This window comes from Promicromonospora sukumoe 327MFSha3.1 (assembly GCF_000385135.1).
Lineage (GTDB): Bacteria > Actinomycetota > Actinomycetes > Actinomycetales > Cellulomonadaceae > Promicromonospora > Promicromonospora sukumoe_B.
The window spans coordinates 20,156-36,243 of record NZ_ARQM01000018.1 but is presented as its reverse complement, the minus strand read 5'-3'; the positions used below and the strand labels follow the sequence as shown (position 1 = coordinate 36,243).

Sequence of the window (16,088 nt, the reverse complement as noted above, 5' to 3'; positions counted from 1 at the left end):
GCAAAGGAGCAGAGTCATGAGGTCAGCAACACGGATCGCCGGGGCCCTCGTCGCGGCGGCAGTCATGGCCGGGGCGCTGAGCGCCTGCGGATCGGCCGACGGCGGCTCGGGCGGCGGCCCCGAGGAGGTCACCTTCTGGGGCTCCTGGTCGGGCGCCCAGGCCAAGCAGCTCCAGGCTCAGGCCGACGCCTTCAACGAGTCGCAGGACGAGTACGAGGTCAAGTACGTGGCCCAGGAGCTCGTCGAGGAGAAGCTGCTGACGGCGCTCGCGTCGGGCAGCGTGCCCGACGTCGTCCTCTGGGACCGGTACAACACCCCGCTGTACGTGCCGAAGAACGCGCTCTCGCCGCTCGACGAGTACATCGAGGCCGACGGCGTGGACACCACACAGTTCTACGACCAGGCCATGGGCGAGCTCGTCGTCGAGGGGGAGACCTACGGGCTGCCGCTGCTCGTCGACAACCGCTCGCTCTTCTACAACACCGAGCTCCTGGCCGACGCCGGCGTCGAGCCGCCGACCGACTGGGACTCGCTGAAGGACGCCGCCGAGGCCGTCACCGAGCGCGACGGCGGCAAGCTGAGCGTGGCCGGCTTCGCCCTGGACGACCCGGGCCTGTTCAACATCTGGCTCCGGCAGGCCGGCGGGCAGATGTTCGCCGACGACGGCGCCACCACGGCGTTCAACAGCCCCGAGGGCCTGGAGGTCCTCGAGTTCTGGCAGGGGCTGCTCGACGCCGGCGTCTACGAGCCCGGCTTCGGCGAGGGCGTCGACTCCTTCGCGGAGGGCTCCACCGCCATCAAGTACGACGGGCCGTGGGCCCTGACCGCGCTGGACGAGGCCGAGGTGGACTACGGCATCGTGCAGCCGCCCGTCGGCCCCGACGGCGACCAGGGCGCCGGGATGGGCGGGTTCGGCCTGGTCATCCCGTCCGGCGCGCAGCAGCCCGACGGCGCCTGGGAGTTCATCAAGTGGTGGACCACCCAGCCGGAGAACGGCGTCGACTTCGCGAAGATCTCCGGTTGGATCCCCGCGAACGTCGAGGCCGCCAACGACCCGTACTTCACCGAGGACGACCGGTACCAGGCGTTCATCGAGACCATGGAGTACGCCCAGGTGCGCTCCAGCATTCCCGGCGCGTCCGACGTCGAGGGCAAGGCCCTGATCCCCGCCCTGGAGAAGTTCCTGGGCGGCGAGACCGACGCGGCCACGGCGCTGAAGGAGGCCCAGGAGCTCGGCGACCGGATCCTGGCCGACAACGCGCAGTGACCCCGCCGTGTGCCGCGCGCCCCGCCCGGGGCGCGCGGCACACGCCCATCCCGCACCACGACCGCGCACGACCACCGAGGAGTCCCGTGACCGACCCCAACCCCTGGCCCGACCGTGCCGACCTGGCCCAGCGCGGCCTGGACCACTTCTTCGGCGCGCCGGAGCCGCAGCTGTTCGACAACACCTACCCGGTCGGGGACAACTCGACGTTCAACTACTGGTGGCTCGCGCACGTCATCGACGCCCGGGTCGACGCGTACGAGCGCACGGGGCAGCAGGAGTGGCTGACGGCGGCCGAGGCGACCAGCGCCAACCTGCGTTCGCGCAACGAGGGCTCGCTGTTCAACGACTACTTCGACGACATGCTCTGGTACGCGCTGGCTCTGGAGCGCCTCGCGCGGGCCACCGGCCGGCAGGAGCCGCTGGACGACGCCCGGGCCATCTGGGCGCACGTCGTCGAGCACGGGTGGAACGACACCCACGGGGCGAGCGTCGCGTGGCGCAAGCAGCAGCTCTACTACAAGAACACGCCCGCCAACGGGCCGTTCGCCATCTTGTCCGCGCGGCTGCACGGGCACGACCCGGACCCGCGGTACCTGGACCACGGCACCGTCGCGTTCGACTGGATCACCGCCACGCTGGTGGGGCCCGACGGGTTCGTCGAGGACGGCATCAACCGCGAGGGCGACGGCCGCATCGACACACAGTGGCGGTTCACCTACAACCAGGGCCTGTACGTGGGGGCCGCGGTGGCGCTCGACGCGGTGCTGCACCGGCCGGAGCTCGTCGCCACGGCCGTGCGGACCGCGACGACGGCTATCCGCGAGCTCGCGCCGGACGGCGTCGTCGGCAGCGAGGGCTCCGGCGGCGACGAGGGCCTGTTCAAGGGCGTGCTGTACCGCTACCTCGGCACGCTCCTGGGGAGGATCGGCCTCGACTCCCCCGACGCCGCGCCGCTCGTGGGCTTCGTCCGCACGAGCACCGACGCGCTGTGGGCCACGGGGCAGCGCGACGGGTCGCTGCTCGCCGGGGACGACTGGCGGCTGCCCGCGCGGCCGCCCGTGCACTACTCGACGCAGGTCAGCGCGATGATGGCGCTGGAGCTGCGGGCCGCGATCGAGGCCGCGCGGTGACCTGGCCAGGGTAGATTCCGCTGTCATATATCGATTCGGTGAAAGGGCACCCGTGAGCCAGCCGCTCTACCTCGAGGTGTACGAGAAGCTCCGTGACGCGATCCACGCGGGCACGTACCGCGTCGGCGACCGGATGCCCGCCGAGGCCGAGCTCACCAAGCAGCTCGGGGTCAGCGCGATCACGCTCAAGCGCGCCATGGACCTGCTGCGCGACGACGGCTACATCACCCGCCGCCCGCGGCTCGGCACCGTCGTGGTCAGCGAGACCGCCACGAACGACGCCGGCCCGGGCGGCGGGCCCAGCCCGCTGATCGGGTGCGTCCTGACCGACTTCGACGACACCTTCGGCACCCGGGTGCTGGCGGGGCTGCTCGACGCGTCGGGCACCACGGCCAACCTCGTGGTCAAGCGCAGCCTGGGGGACGGGCAGGCCGAGGGCGACCTGGTGCGCTCGCTGGTGGCGGACGGCGTCCAGGGGCTGATCCTGGAGCCGAGCTCGTCGCAGTACGTGCCCCCGGCGGTCCTGGAGCTGATCACCCAGCAGTTCCCGGTGACCATCCTGGACCGCGTGTTCGACGGCGTCCCGGTCTCGTCGGTCTGCTCCGACAACGTCTCGGCGGGCCGCCAGGCGGCCGAGACGCTGTTCGCCGCCGGGTACGACCACGTGGGCCTGGTCTCGGCGGCCAGCACGGTCTCGACCGTGCAGGACCGGCTCGACGGCGTCGTGGACGCCCACGCCACCCGGCACGTGCCGTTCGACCCGGCGCACCAGTTCCGGCAGGTGCGCTCCACGGTGCCGGGCAGCGGCGTCGCGCCCGAGGAGGACATCGCCGAGCTGGAGAAGTTCCTCGCCGCGAACCCGGGCCTGACCGGGGTGGTCGCCACGGAGTACAACATCGCGGTGCTGCTGCGGGAGGCCGCGCAGCGGGCCGGCCGTGACGTCCCGGGTGACCTCGGCATCGTGTGCTTCGACCACCCGGACGCCTTCTACGACCAGGCCCGCTACCGGTTCACGCACGTCCGCCAGGACGAGGCGCGCATGGGCGCCGACGCCGTGCGGCTCGTACTGGCGCAGCTGCGCGACGCCGGGCAGGTCACCAAGGTGACGCTGCCCACCGAGCTGATGCCGGGGAGCTCGACGCGCTGATTCTCCGGGCTGGGCTGGCCGGGGCCCGGCGTCCGTCAGGGCGTGGGGCGGGCGAGCAGGTCCTCGACGGACGTGCCGGGTACCGACACGGTGACCTGGGTGTCCCACGGGTCGGCGACGGTCACCGACCGGCCGTCGTCGGCGAAGGGGAGGGCCGCCGCCCGCAGGCGGGCGGTCAGGGCGTCGAGGTCCTCGCGGCCCGGCACCGTGATCGCGACGTCGCCCAGCCCGAGGCTGGCCGCGCGCGGCCCGGCGCCCGCGCTGTTCCAGGTGTTCATGGCGATGTGGTGGTGGTACCCGCCCGCCGACGCGAACAGCGCGCCGGGGAAGTCCGCGAGCGTCGCCTCCAGGCCGAGCGCGTCGACGTAGAACGCCCGCGCCGTCGGGATGTCGCCCACCTGCAGGTGCACGTGGCCGACCTGGCCCGACCGGCTGGGCGCCGCCGCCAGCTCGGCCTCGGTCAGGTGCGAGCGCAGGTACGCGTTCGGGTCCAGCCACGCGCTGCCCATCTTGATCTGGCCGCGCTCCCGGACCCACTGGTCGCGCGGCCGGTCGACGTACAGCTCGACGCCGTTGCCCTCGGGGTCGGTGAAGTAGAACGCCTCGCTGACCAGGTGGTCGCTGGAGCCCGTGAACGTGCCCCGGGGATCCTGCACCGCGCGGTAGACGGTGGCGGCCAGGGCTGCGGCGTCGTCGAACAGGAGGGCCGTGTGGAACAGCCCGGCCTGCCGCTGGTCGCCCGCGGGCAGGCCGGGGGTGTGCACCAGGCGCAGCATCGGCGTGCTGCCCCGCCCCAGGACGCGGTGCACCTCGCGGCCGTGGCTGCGCTCCTGCAGCGGCTCGAGCGCGAACGCCGAGCCGTAGTAGGTGGACATCACGTCCAGGTCGCCGACCCGCAGGGTGACGGCGTCCATGGCCATGGCCGGTGTGATGACCCGCTCGTGCACGGCGGGCGGTTCGGTCGGGCGGTCCATCGTGTGCTCCAGTCCGGGTCGGTGGCTTGGCTTGGGGGGCGAGGCTTGGTGGGGCCGGCTCAGCGGGCGAGGCTCAGCGGGGAGGTTCGCCGAGCGAGGCTCAGCGGGCGACGGCGAGGCCGCCGGTCCAGGGGAGCTGCTCGCCGACGGCGAGGGTGAGCTGCAGGAACCCGATGGCCTCCAGCTCGTGCGCGCGCTCCAGCGAGCCGGCGTCGATCGCGGCGAGGCCGGAGGACGTGACGGCCGAGATCAGCGCCTGCTTGGCGGCGGCGTCGTCCCCGGCGACCAGCACCGTGGTGGGCAGGTCGCCCACGCGCTTGGCGCCGAGCGTCGCGGCGAACGTGGTGTTGAACGCCTTGACCACGTGGCTGGCGGGCAGCTTGGCCTGGAGCTCGGCGGCGGCCGAGGATCCCGCGGGCACGACCAGCGAGTCGAAGGTCTCGAAGTTCAGCGGGTTGGTGATGTCCACGACGACCTTGCCGGCGAGCTGCTCGGCATAGGCGGACGCGATGGAGTCCAGCGCGGGGTAGGGGACGGCGAGGACCACGATGTCGCCCGTGACCGGCGCGGTGCCGACCTCGCCCTTGGCGATGTGGGCGACGTCGTGCCCGCCGCCGGCGAGGACGCCGCCGATCGCGTTCGCCATCGCGCCGGTGCCGATGATCGTGATGCTGGCCATGTGCTGCTCCTTCGGACGCGGTCCGGGGTGCCCGGACCAGATTGTTGTACCTACAAGCACCGACCATAGACCCATTTAGTTGTAGGTGCAACCACCTGGTAGAGTGAGGGCATGAGCGAACGGCAGCTGCGGTACCCCGAACGGGTGGCCGTCGCGCGCCTGCACGCACTCCTGGAGCTGCTGCCCACCGCGCTGGACAAGCGCATGCAGCCCGCCGGCCTCACGTCGTTCGAGTTCACGCTGCTGGAGGCGCTCGCGGAGGCCGACGGCGGCAAGCTGCGGCTCAGTGCCCTCGCCTCGCGCACCAACGCCACGCTCGCCCGGCTGTCGCGCGTGGTCACGGGCCTGGAGCGCAAGGGCCTCGTGCGGCGCGCGCCCTGCCCCGAGGACGCGCGGGCGACCAACGCGGTGCTCACCGACCAGGGTCGCCAGGTCTACCGGGACGGCACTGGCCTCTACGCGGACGCGGTGTCCAGCATGATCCTCGACGGGCTGTCCGAGGGCGACGTCGACGACCTGGCCCGCCTCGCGTTCGCGATCCTCACGCGGCTCGACCCGGACCGCCGGCTGGCTGTGACGGCGGCGACGTCCGGCGCGACGGCGTCGGGTGCGCCGGTGGCCGGGCTGTCGGCGGCGGGCGACGACTGCCCGGCCGACCCGGCGGCGCCGGACGAGGAGCCATGCGCGGCGGACCCGGTGGCACCGGACGCCGTGGTGCGCGAGCTCGACCCGGCCGACCTGGCCGCCCCCGCGGCCCTGGCCGGGCTCGTGCCGAACGGCGCCTCGGCGGACCCGGCCGCCGTCGTCGACCCGGAGCAGCTCGCCGCCGAGGCGTGCCCAGCCGGCCCACCCCGCCCGCGCCCGTAACGAGAGCGCGCTTCTACCCAGTCATTAGGCCCGAAATCACGCCGATCCCCGGCCTAATGGCTGGGTAGAAGCGCACTTCGCGCGCCGGCCCCGCGGCGGGCCGCGCGCGGACCCCCGCGGCGCGCAGGACCGGCGCGGGCACCCGCATCCCGACGTGACCCGGTTGGTCTGCGTCGAATAGGTGTATTGCTGCCATTTCTCCGGTAGGTTTTGGGTGAAATCACGAGCGCCTGGGGGCAACGCCGCGCCCAGGGGGAGGAGCCCATCGATGTCGATGTTCCGTCGTACCCGACGTGTCCTGCTGGCCGTTGCCGTGATCGCCGGCCTGCAACCGGTCGCCCTGGCGCACGCCGGGCCACCACCCACCGAACCCGCCGCTTCCGTACCGGTGTCCGCGGCGACACCGGCGGACGACGTCGACGCGGCCACCGCCGTGGCCGACGCCCGGGTGTCCGCCGACGTGCTGATGGACTCCTACGACCCGGAGAAGGCGTGGTTCGCGTCGAGCTGGTGGAACTCCGCCGTCGCGCTGCAGACCATCGGCGACTACATGAAGCGCACGGGCGACCAGCGCTACCTCGACGAGCTGGACCACAGCTTCGAGACGAACAAGGGCCCGTTCCCGGCGGGGGAGCGGTCCACCGACGAGATCTACGGCAACTTCACCAGCCGCGCCATCGACGACTCGGGCTGGTGGGGGCTCAACTGGGTCACCGCGTACGACCTGACCGGCGATCAGAAGTACCTCGACATGGCCGTCACCATCGGCGAGTTCATGAACGAGTTCTGGGACACCAGCACCTGCGGCGGCGGCATCTGGTGGAACGAGGAGCGCACCTACAAGAACGCCGTCACCAACGGGCAGTGGATCCGGCTGACCGCAGAGCTGCACAACCGGCTGCCCGGTGACACCCTCTGGCTGGACCGTTCCCAGGAGGCGTGGGACTGGTACGTGGCCAGCGGCATGATCAACTCCGACGGGCTGGTCCACGACGGGCTCCGCGACGACTGCTCCAGCAACAACGACACCGTGTGGACCTACAACCAGGGCCTCGGCATCGGCGCGGCGCTGGAGCTGTGGCGGGCCACCGGCGACCCGGAGCTCCTGGAGCAGGCCCGGTACCTGGCCGACTCCGCGCTGGAGTCCGACGTGCTCGTCAAGGACGGCGTGCTGACCGAGTGGTGCGAGGCCGCCGGCCGCAGCTGCGACGACAACCAGAAGCAGTTCAAGGGCATCTTCGCGCGCTACCTGATGGAGCTGGCCGACACGACGGGCGAGCCCGCCTACCAGCAGTTTGTCGCCGACCAGGCGGACTCCATCTGGGCGAACGACCGCGACGTCGTCGGCCGGCTCGGCCTGCGCTGGGCCGGAGCGACCGACACCCAGCCCAACGTGTTCGACTGGCGCACCCAGGCCAGCGCCCTGAGCGCGCTGATCGCCGACGTGCCGCAGGAGCAGCCGCGTCGCACCCTCTCGGCGGCCGCCGCCCCGGCGGTGGTGGCGGTGCTGCCCGCCTCCGGCACGGCCACGCGGGTCGGCCTGGAGGTCACGGTGGCGGCGACGTCGGCCCGCCCGGAGAAACTGCCCGTGACCGTACGGACCTCCGGCCCGCGCGGCTGGAAGGTGACGGCGGACCGGGCGTTGCGGCTGAGCCCGACCGGGCACGCCGACCCGGCGCGGGCGACCGTGCCCGTGGACGTACAGGTCCCCGTCGGCACCGCCGACGGCAGCTACCCGGTGAGCGTCACCGTCACCGCCCGCTCGGGCCTGACCTACACCGCGCGCGCCGAGGTGCTGGTCGCGGGCGTCGTCGACTTCGCGGCCGGCTCGCCCGAGGAGATCCCGTGGCTCTGGGACGCCGGCGGGTCCGGTTTCAGCGGCGGCGGTAGCCGCTACGCCGACGGCGAGAGCGCGTTCGTCTACCGGTTCCCGTTCCCCGAGGGGACGACGTCGGCCCAGGCGACCCTGGAGATCGACAACCAGTACGTCGTCGAGGTGGGGCCGGACGGCGAGTCCTGGACCACGGTGCTCACGGAGGACGAGCAGATCCGGGACGGCTCCAACCGGGCCGAGCACACGCTCGACCTGACCGAGCACCTCGGCGACGACAACGCCGCGTACATCCGCGTCTCGGACGCGTTCCCGGCCGACGGCTGGGGCGGCGGCGTCTACCACGTGACGGCGACGTACGAGACGTCCTGACCGGCCAGCCTGTCGGTCCAGCCTGACCTCTCGGCCTGACCTCTCGGTCTGACCGTTTTGCCCGACTGGTCCGCCCGACCGATCGGGGCGATCTCTTTCGAGGCCTAAGTTTCTCGTCTTTGGACCTGTCCAAAGACGAGAAACTTAGGCCTCAAAGGTGAGGGTCGACGACGAGGCTGTCGGCGGGGGTCGACGACGAGGCCGACGACGGATGCCCACGACGGATGCCGACGACCGGGTCGCCGGCAGGGCACGGCGCGGCGGGGCAGGCGAGGGTCCCAGCGGTAGCCGACGGCAGGGCAGGATGGCCCCATGAGCGAATCCGATGTCTCCGCGATCATCAGCGAGGTCGAGGCCCAGGAGGCCGAGCTCGTGCTGCCCTCCTTCACGCACGACCAGGCCTGGCGCCTCGGCAGCCTGCTCGTCGAGCTCGCGGTCGAGCGGGACCTGCCCGTGACGATCGACGTCCGCAAGGGCACCCAGCAGGTGTTCCACGCGGCCCGGCCGGGCACCACGCCCGACAACGACTCGTGGGTCCAGCGCAAGGTGGCGGTGGTCTACCGGTTCGGCGCGTCGTCCTACCTCGTGGGCCTGCGGGCCAAGGCCAAGGGCACCGACTTCAACGCCACGCACGGCCTGCCGTTCCAGGAGTACTCGGCGCACGGCGGCGCGTTCCCGGTCCGCGTGACGGACGTCGGCATCGTCGGCGTCGTGACCGTGTCCGGGCTGGCGCAGCAGGACGACCACGCCCTCGTGGTCGAGGCGCTGCGCGAGCTGGTCGAGGCTCAGCCGCTGGTCTGAGGCCCGAGCGGTGCGACGTCCGCCGGCCTGGAGAACGGAGCGCGCCAGGCCGGCGGCTCGTCGTCGCCCACACCGATCCAGTACTCCTGCGACATCGCGATCAGCCCGGCGCGCACCGTGGCGAACGCGGCCACCCGGAACACGCCGACGCCGTCCATCGGTACCTCGACGTCGCTGACCACGCGCTCGCCGTCGGCCACGATGCCGCGCACCCGGACGGACCAGCCCTCCGGGTAGGCCCGGTTGACGCCGACGACGGCGTCCGGGCCCACGAACTGCTCGTTGCTCGCCGTCCACTCGACGACGACGTCGGGCGCGAGCAACCTGTGCACCGCGGCCCAGTCGCGTGCCTGCATGCCCTCCCAGTACGCGCGGACGACAGCGGCAGGGTCGGCGGCGGGTTCAGGGACGGCGGGCTCGGTCATGGCGGCGAAGTTACCCGCGGCCACTGACATCCCCCGGCCGCCCGGCCAACGGACAGACCGACCGGCAGGCAAACCGACAGCTCAGCCGACCGTCCACCGCTGGTTGTCCCCGGCGTGGCAGCCGTACACGATCGCGGGCGTGCCGTTGTCGACGGCCCCGCCGGACACGTCCAGGCACAGGCCCGTCGCGACGTTGCGCACCGTGCCGTCGCCCCGCGGCGTCCACTGCTGGTTCGCCCCGCCGGAACAGGTCCGGATCTGGGCCGGGGTGCCCTGCGCCCCGCCGCTCGGGTCGTCCAGGCACATGGTGTCCAGCACGCGCAGCTCGCCGGCGGCGGACGCCGTCCAGAGCTGCGCCGCCGACCCGTTGCAGTCGTAGATCTGGAGCGCCGCGCCGTCCGTGGCAACACCGCCGGGAACGTCCAGGCACCGGCCGGAGGCGACGCTCTGCAGCGTCACGGGCGTCGGCGCCGGCGGGGGAGTCGGGGTGGGCGACGGCTCCGGGCTCGCCGGGTCACTGACCGGCTCGGCGCCGGTCGGCTCGCTCGGGCTCGGCACCGCGGTGCTCGGCGACGCCGAGGCCTGCCCGGCCGCGTCCGCGGCGGACACGTCCCGCGTCATCACCCACACCGTGCCCCCTACCGCGCCGAGCGCGAGCACGACGGCGAGCACCCACGCGAGCAGGCCGAACGGAGTACGGCGCGGCGCCGTGACCTGGTCGTACACCCTCGTGCTCCCTTCGCTGCCCGACGGCGCCCGCGCGCCGCCCGTCGCTCTGCCCGCCCTCGACCCGGCACCGTGCCCCTCGTGCGGACCGTGCCGTGCCCGGATTGTCCCCGGGGCTCCGCGCCGCACCCTACTCGGTCCCGGACGCCCGTCGGGTGCAGGATCGGAGGATGGCCGCGTACCCGAAGCACACCAGCCGGCACCCGATCAGCCCGAGCGGGCCCCGACCAGCCGATCCCGCCGCCCCACGCTCGTATGTCGTCACCGGTGGCGCCCAGGGCGTGGGCCGGGCCGTCGCCGAGCGGCTCGCCCGACAGGGCCCCGTCGTCGTCCTCGACGTCGCCACGACACTGGACCGGGAGCACCCGGGCGTGACGCTGGTCAGCGGCGACGCGGCCGACCCCGCCGTCGCCCGCCGGGCCGCCGACGCCGCAGAGTCGCTGGCCCCGCTGGCCGGCTGGGTCAACAACGCCGCGATCTTCCGGGACGCGCCGATCACCGCGCCGCCGTCCGACGTGCTCGGCCTGATCACCGCGAACCTCGCGCTCGCGCTGACGGGCTGCCACACCGCCGTCGGGCACCTGCTGGCGTACGGGCGGCCGGGGGCGATCGTGAACGTCTCGTCCCACCAGGCGCAGCGGCCGGTGCGCGGCGCCCTGCCCTACGCCACGGCCAAGGGTGCGGTCGAGGCGCTGACCCGGGCTCTCGCCGTCGACCACGGTCCGCAGGGCATCCGGACCAACGCGGTGGCGCTCGGGTCGATCGCGACCGACCGCTACGCGGCCTACCGGAGCGAGCACCCCGGCGTGGACGCGCAGATGGCCGCCCTGCACCCGCTGGGCCGGGTCGGCACGGGCGCGGAGGTCGCGGAGGCGGTCGCCTTCCTGCTCTCGGACGCCGCCGCCTTCGTCAACGGCGCCGTGCTGCCCGTCGACGGCGGACGCGCGGCGCAGGGGGCCGATCCGGAGGCCACCTGACGCCGCGCGCGGGAGGGTCAGCCGATCGCCCGCCACGGTCCGTGCTTGTCGCCCGGCGCCTGGTTGCGGGTCCACCACTTCGCCTCGTACACCGTGCCGTCGTGCGTCACGAAGTCGCCCGTGTCGAAGATCCGCGACGCCGTCCAGAGCGCGGTGCCGTCCCAGTCCTCGGCGATCTGCTGCCACGGCCCGTACGCCGACGCGCCGGGCTTCTGGTTCTGCGTCCACCACGAGGCCCGCCACAGCGAGCCGTCGTAGGAGACCTGGTCACCTGCCGTGTAGATGGCCTTGGCGCCCCACTCGTCGGCCGCGGGCTCGGTCAGCACGCCCGGCTGCGCCGTGACGCGCAGGTGGTCCAGGTTGACGTTGCCCGTGTCGGTGGCGGTGTGGTGCAGCAGGATCTCGTGCCGCCCTGCCGCCAGCGTGAACCGCACGCCGGGGGAGTAGTCCCAGATGCGCCACCGGTCGGCGCCCTGGCCCAGGTTCGGGAACGAGACCGGCTGCGCCTTGCCGCCGTCGACGGCGACGGAGAGCTGCCGGTCGAGCGGCGCGACGACCATGCCGTTGGCGTACCGGAACGACACCTCGACCGTGGTGGGCGCCGCGGCCTCGTAGGTGAACCGCACGCCCGCACCGGCCTTGGACAGGTCCCGGACGAACCCCGTGCCCGTGTAGCCGGGGTGCTCGGCGTTGGTGCGCGCCCCGCCCAGCAGCGTCGCGGTCTCGGCCTCGGACACCTGCTCGGCGTGCTGCGCCTCCACCGCCGCGAGCAGGCGGGCCAGGGTGGGCCCGTCGCCGTCGGCCGCCTCGATCTGTTCCGCCAGCTCGCCCAGCGACTCGTCCATGGCCGCGGAGTCGCCGGCCCGTGCGTGCGCCACCGCCTCGGCGGCCGGCTCGCGCAGATCCGCGGCGGTCGGCCCGTCGACGGCGTCCGCGTGCTCGGCGTCGCGGATCAGCGCGAGGATGCCGAACAGCCCCGCCGCGCCGCCGAGGTACGGCGCCACCACCGCGTCGATCCGGCCCGCCACGTCCGGCCCGACGGCGTCCGTGCCGGAGGTCAGCACCGCGTGCCGCACCCCCTGCATGGCCCGGCGCACGGCGTAGAAGTCGTTCGCGGCGGCCGCGTCCAGCGCGGCCTCGGCCCGCTGGTGCAGCAGCGCGGCCCGCGCCGGTGCCAGGTTCTGGGCCTCGTCGTCCAGCAGTTCCGTCAACGTGCCGTCCGGCCGCGGCAGGAGCGCCACGGACACCGGCTTGCCGGCGGTCCCGTCGGGCCCGACGACGCTCAGCGAGTTCGCCGTGCGGTAGGCGACGTCGTCGGCCGCGACGTCGAACGTGAACGTCCGGGACGCGCCCCCGCCCACGCGGCCGGCGGCCGCGGCGACGGTCTCGCCGTCGACGGCGATCCGGGCCTGCGCCGCCGTGGTGCCGTCGTTGCGCACGGTCGCGGTGACCGTCACGGTCCCGGCCGTCGGGTCGTAGTCGACCTCCGGCGCCGCCTCCAGCGTGAACGCCGGCGGCGCGTACTCGGACAGCTCCGCGAGGTCCTCGGGCGTGGCCGGCCGCAGCTTCACGGCGTGCCCGCCGCCGCCCACCATGGAGGCCGCGATCGTGTCGGTCGAGTCCACCAGCGAGTGCGTCACCTCGACGGCGGTCGGGTTGCCCTTCCAGGACGCGTCCCCGGCGTCGGCGTAGACGTCGGCCACGTAGGTGGTGCCCTCGTCGAGGAACTCCAGCGGCACCTGGACGGTGCGGTCCTTCTCGTCGGTGACCGACCCGAGGTACCAGGTCGTGCCGCTGCGCCGCGCCGTCACGGTGTGGTCGCCGAGGACGGCGTCGAGCACGTGGGACTCGTCCCAGACCGTCGGCATGTCCTTGAGGTAGGCGAAGGCGCCTGCGTGCTCCGCGTAGTTCTCCGGGGTGTCGGCCAGCATCTGCAGCGGGCTGGAGAACGTCGGGTAGAGCGCGAGCTGCGCCGTCGTCGTGGTCTGCACGCGGGTCTTCAGGTTCGCCGGGTCCCACGTGACGGCCAGCACGCCGGGCGTGTAGTCCGCGGGCCCGCCCATCCAGCGGGTGAACGGCAGGATCGTGGCCTGCTCGGGCGGGTTGCCGCTCGCGCCCATGTAGTTGTGCTGCTCCATGCCCGCCACGCCCTCGCCCGTCATCATGTTGGGGTAGGTGCGCGACAGCCCGGTCGGCTTGATCGCCTCGTGCGCGTTGATCGAGATCTCGTGCCGCGCCGCGGACTCGATGACCCGCTGGTAGTGCTTGACCGCCTCCTGGTCGTAGTGGCTGCGGTTCACGCCGCCGAGCTCGAACCGCGTGGCGTACCCGGTCTTCAGGGCGTGGACGCCCCACTCCTGGTACTGGTCGAAGATCTCGTCCATGTGCGCGTCGTAGTAGTCGACGTAGCCGCGCGTCTCGTTGTGCGCCATGAAGCCGACGCCGTTCTCCTTCGCGTACGCCAGCACCTCGTCGATGTCGACGTCGGCCTGGGGCGTGACGAAGTCCTGCCCCTTCCACTCGCCGCCCGCGTTCTGGTTCCAGCCCTCGGCCAGCACGTACTTGGCACCGGCCTGCACGGCCAGGTCCACGTACTCCTTGATGCGCTCCGTGGTGGCGCCGTGCCTGGGCCCGGCGTTCCAGGTGGTGTCGCGCCGCTGCAGCTCCCACCACACCCCGACGTACGTGCCGGGGTCGATCCAGTCGGTGGTGTCCGCCGCGCCGTCGTCGTCCGAGTCGACGTCGCAGATGGCGCACGGGGCGTTCAGGTTCTCGATGAGGTGCGACGCCGCGAGGTCGCCGGCGCTCCGGCCCACGGTGAGCGTGCGCCACGGCGTGCCGAAGCCGTCCGAGTCCACGTCGATGACCGCCTTGTCGCCGTTCGGCAGCGCGATCAGGTCCGAGACGAGCGTGCCGGGCGTGCTGCCGCGCACCACCGTCATGCTCGGGAAGTCGATCAGGGCCGCCTCGTGCAGGGCCAGGAACAGACCGTCGTCCCGGGACATCGTGATCGGCGTCTGCGCCGAGGCGACGTCGGGCAGCGGCTGCGTGCGGTAGTGCTGCTCGTCCGCGCTCCAGCGCGTGCCCGCCGGGATGGAGTACGCCGTCAGGTCGGCGGGCAGCGCGAACTGGGTGGTCTCGCCGGACACGACGACGCCGTCGCCGAGCGCGCCCTGCTCGGGGAAGACGTACCGGAAGCCGACGCCGTCGTCGAACACCCGGAAGACCACGTCCAGCTCGACGCCCGAGGCCTCGTGCACGGCGTGCACCGTGAGCTCGTTCGCGTGGTTGCGTACCCGGGCGTCGTTGCCCCAGGCCGGCGTCCAGGTCTCGTCGACGACGTCGCGCTCGGTGGAGGTGACGGTCAGGCCCTCGGTCAGGTCCACCGCGGGCTCGCGCAGCGTGAGCCCCAGGCCCGACGGCGCGACGACGGTGGTGGTCCCGTCGCGCACGACCTCGTACGTGAGGGTGCCGTCGACGACGTCGACGGCCGCCTCGATCGAGCGGTCCGGCGAGGACACGGTGTATCCGTCGAGCGCCGCGGCCGCAGGGGCGGCGGTGGCGGTGGCCGCGGTGGCGGCGGTCGCCGGGACGAGCAGGGCGACCACCGTCGCGGCCGCGGTCAGCGCCGACCCGCCTGCTCGTCGGTGGTGCGGCCGTTCGGCCTGGGCGCGCGTGCGTGGTCTCACAGTTCTCTCCCGGACGTCGGTGTCGGTGCCGGCTCGGCGTTTGCCTCGATGCAGACGGAGCCTGCCGTGAGTTTTTCGGCGCGGAGGTCAGGTGTCAAGGTGCCGTCCGGCGCCCGACTTTCGGCACAGGGCGAAACCGGTGGGTCCAGGGGTGCTTTTCACCTACCGTCGAGCACCCCGGGGCACGGGGCCCCGGTCCGATGGAGGACTGATCGTGCACACCACCACATGGATCCTCGCGTTCGACGCCTCGTGCTGCCAGTGCCGGCAGGTGGCCGACCAGGTCGAGCGCGCCGGCGAGGGCCGCCTCGACGTCCGGCCCCTGGAACGCCCGGAGGTCCGCGCCTGGCGCGAGCAGGCGTTCGGTGCCGAGCCCCCGCACGCCCCCACCCTCATCAAGGTGTCCGACGATGGCGCCGTGCGCGCCTGGACCGGGCCCGCCATGGTGGCCCGCACCGCCGCCCGGCTCGGCCCCCGCCTGAGCCTGCGCCTGCTCGGCGCCCTCGGCGCCCTGCGCCGGGGCGGGGAGGCCCCCGAGCGTGACGGGCTCGGCCGCGCGCAGTTCCTGCGCCTGGCCCTCGTCGGCGCCGGGGCCCTCGTGCTCGGCGGCGGGCAGCCCGCCGTCGCGGCGGTGCCCAGCGCGGCCCAACGCTGGGTCCAGGCCAACCGGCACGCCCTGCCCACGGACTACACCGCCTTCGCCGCGCACGACGTCGCCCACCGCCGCGCCATCTATGCCGAGTCCACGGCCGCCACGCGCAGCGAGCTGTGGACCACGCAGCTCGTGCGGTACCGCGACGCCCACGGCGACCTGTCCGCCGCGCGCCGCTCCGTCGTCGACCGCGCCATCCGGATCGCGGGCGACCAGGACGTCTTCACCGGACGGGTGCGGCCCGGCACCGCGCTCGCCCAGGAGCTCACCACCCTGACCGACGACGCCGTCGCCGCGTTCGGCGTCGACGAGGGCCGCGCACTGCTCGCCTCGCTCGGCCCCGAGCCGGGCGCCGGCTCGGGCGCGGGCTCGGGCTCCGGCGAGCAGGGCGCGGCCGCCGTCGACTGCGGGTGCAACCTCTACTACGGCGTGTGGTGCAGCAACTACTGCTACGGCTGCACCGAGTGCCCCTGCCCGGAGTGCACCTGCTCCGACTCGGGCTGCGGCACCTTCTGGGTCCACGAGTGCAACGGCGTCTGCCGGTAGGA

At 73.4% G+C, this 16,088-nt stretch carries 13 protein-coding genes; 8 read left to right on the top strand and 5 right to left on the bottom strand.

What is annotated here, in order from left to right; all coding sequences use genetic code 11:
* Positions 1-16 precede the first annotated feature (16 nt).
* The 3 genes from H291_RS0127275 (at position 17) to H291_RS0127265 (ending at position 3,547) form a co-directional block, all read left to right on the top strand.
* Positions 17-1,267 carry an ABC transporter substrate-binding protein gene (locus H291_RS0127275; protein ID WP_026366185.1) on the top strand — a complete coding sequence of 417 codons (1,251 nt, stop codon included), beginning with the start codon at positions 17-19 and terminating at the stop codon, positions 1,265-1,267.
* Between the two features lie 86 nt (positions 1,268-1,353).
* The gene (locus tag H291_RS0127270) at positions 1,354-2,400 is read left to right on the top strand and encodes a glycoside hydrolase family 76 protein (RefSeq protein ID WP_020018205.1); all 1,047 of its coding nucleotides are present in this window, start codon (positions 1,354-1,356) and stop codon (positions 2,398-2,400) included.
* A 52-nt stretch (positions 2,401-2,452) separates the two neighbouring features.
* The gene (locus H291_RS0127265; RefSeq protein ID WP_020018204.1) at positions 2,453-3,547 is read left to right on the top strand and encodes a GntR family transcriptional regulator; all 1,095 of its coding nucleotides are present in this window, start codon (positions 2,453-2,455) and stop codon (positions 3,545-3,547) included.
* 35 nt (positions 3,548-3,582) lie between these two features.
* On the opposite strand, the gene H291_RS0127260 is transcribed toward H291_RS0127265, so the two are convergent.
* Complete coding sequence (locus tag H291_RS0127260) at positions 3,583-4,521, bottom strand: VOC family protein (RefSeq protein WP_020018203.1); 939 nt, start codon at positions 4,519-4,521, stop codon at positions 3,583-3,585.
* Positions 4,522-4,621: 100 nt separating this feature from the next.
* Positions 4,622-5,200, bottom strand: a complete 579-nt coding sequence (locus H291_RS0127255; RefSeq protein ID WP_020018202.1) for an NADPH-dependent F420 reductase — start codon at positions 5,198-5,200, stop codon at positions 4,622-4,624.
* Positions 5,201-5,311: 111 nt separating this feature from the next.
* Between H291_RS0127255 and H291_RS31870 the strand changes: the two genes are divergently transcribed.
* The 3 genes from H291_RS31870 (at position 5,312) to H291_RS0127240 (ending at position 9,071) form a co-directional block, all read left to right on the top strand.
* Positions 5,312-6,067, top strand: a complete 756-nt coding sequence (locus H291_RS31870) for a MarR family winged helix-turn-helix transcriptional regulator (protein ID WP_020018201.1) — start codon at positions 5,312-5,314, stop codon at positions 6,065-6,067.
* Between the two features lie 268 nt (positions 6,068-6,335).
* A complete protein-coding gene (locus H291_RS0127245; RefSeq protein WP_020018200.1) occupies positions 6,336-8,270 on the top strand; it encodes a glycoside hydrolase family 76 protein in 1,935 nt (644 codons plus the stop codon).
* 312 nt (positions 8,271-8,582) lie between these two features.
* Positions 8,583-9,071, top strand: coding sequence for a heme-degrading domain-containing protein (locus H291_RS0127240; RefSeq protein ID WP_020018199.1), 489 nt, complete (start codon positions 8,583-8,585; stop codon positions 9,069-9,071).
* Here H291_RS0127240 and H291_RS0127235 read toward each other — a convergent pair.
* Both H291_RS0127235 and H291_RS0127230 read right to left on the bottom strand, forming a co-directional pair.
* Positions 9,056-9,496: a nuclear transport factor 2 family protein gene (locus H291_RS0127235; protein WP_020018198.1), complete on the bottom strand. Its 441-nt coding sequence runs from the start codon at positions 9,494-9,496 to the stop codon at positions 9,056-9,058. The genes H291_RS0127240 and H291_RS0127235 overlap by 16 nt on opposite strands.
* A gap of 81 nt (positions 9,497-9,577) precedes the next feature.
* Complete coding sequence (locus tag H291_RS0127230; RefSeq protein WP_020018197.1) at positions 9,578-10,222, bottom strand: RICIN domain-containing protein; 645 nt, start codon at positions 10,220-10,222, stop codon at positions 9,578-9,580.
* 170 nt (positions 10,223-10,392) lie between these two features.
* Between H291_RS0127230 and H291_RS0127225 the strand changes: the two genes are divergently transcribed.
* Positions 10,393-11,199: an SDR family NAD(P)-dependent oxidoreductase gene (locus tag H291_RS0127225; protein ID WP_020018196.1), complete on the top strand. Its 807-nt coding sequence runs from the start codon at positions 10,393-10,395 to the stop codon at positions 11,197-11,199.
* A 17-nt stretch (positions 11,200-11,216) separates the two neighbouring features.
* On the opposite strand, the gene H291_RS33065 is transcribed toward H291_RS0127225, so the two are convergent.
* On the bottom strand, positions 11,217-14,888 hold the full coding sequence (locus H291_RS33065; protein WP_084468485.1) for a glycoside hydrolase family 97 catalytic domain-containing protein: 3,672 nt from the start codon (positions 14,886-14,888) through the stop codon (positions 11,217-11,219).
* A 214-nt stretch (positions 14,889-15,102) separates the two neighbouring features.
* Between H291_RS33065 and H291_RS31860 the strand changes: the two genes are divergently transcribed.
* Positions 15,103-16,086: a bacteriocin fulvocin C-related protein gene (locus H291_RS31860; protein ID WP_020018194.1), complete on the top strand. Its 984-nt coding sequence runs from the start codon at positions 15,103-15,105 to the stop codon at positions 16,084-16,086.
* Positions 16,087-16,088 lie beyond the last annotated feature (2 nt).

What these genes read in the sequence shown, in the direction of transcription:
- H291_RS0127275 (WP_026366185.1), top strand. Translation starts at nt 17, where the DNA reads ATGAGGTCAGCAACACGGATCGCCGGGGCCCTCGTCGCGGCGGCAGTC.
- H291_RS0127260 (WP_020018203.1), bottom strand. Translation starts at nt 4,521, where the DNA reads ATGGACCGCCCGACCGAACCGCCCGCCGTGCACGAGCGGGTCATCACA.
- H291_RS0127255 (WP_020018202.1), bottom strand. Translation starts at nt 5,200, where the DNA reads ATGGCCAGCATCACGATCATCGGCACCGGCGCGATGGCGAACGCGATC.
- H291_RS31870 (WP_020018201.1), top strand. Translation starts at nt 5,312, where the DNA reads ATGAGCGAACGGCAGCTGCGGTACCCCGAACGGGTGGCCGTCGCGCGC.
- H291_RS0127245 (WP_020018200.1), top strand. Translation starts at nt 6,336, where the DNA reads ATGTCGATGTTCCGTCGTACCCGACGTGTCCTGCTGGCCGTTGCCGTG.
- H291_RS0127240 (WP_020018199.1), top strand. Translation starts at nt 8,583, where the DNA reads ATGAGCGAATCCGATGTCTCCGCGATCATCAGCGAGGTCGAGGCCCAG.
- H291_RS0127235 (WP_020018198.1), bottom strand. Translation starts at nt 9,496, where the DNA reads ATGACCGAGCCCGCCGTCCCTGAACCCGCCGCCGACCCTGCCGCTGTC.
- H291_RS0127225 (WP_020018196.1), top strand. Translation starts at nt 10,393, where the DNA reads ATGGCCGCGTACCCGAAGCACACCAGCCGGCACCCGATCAGCCCGAGC.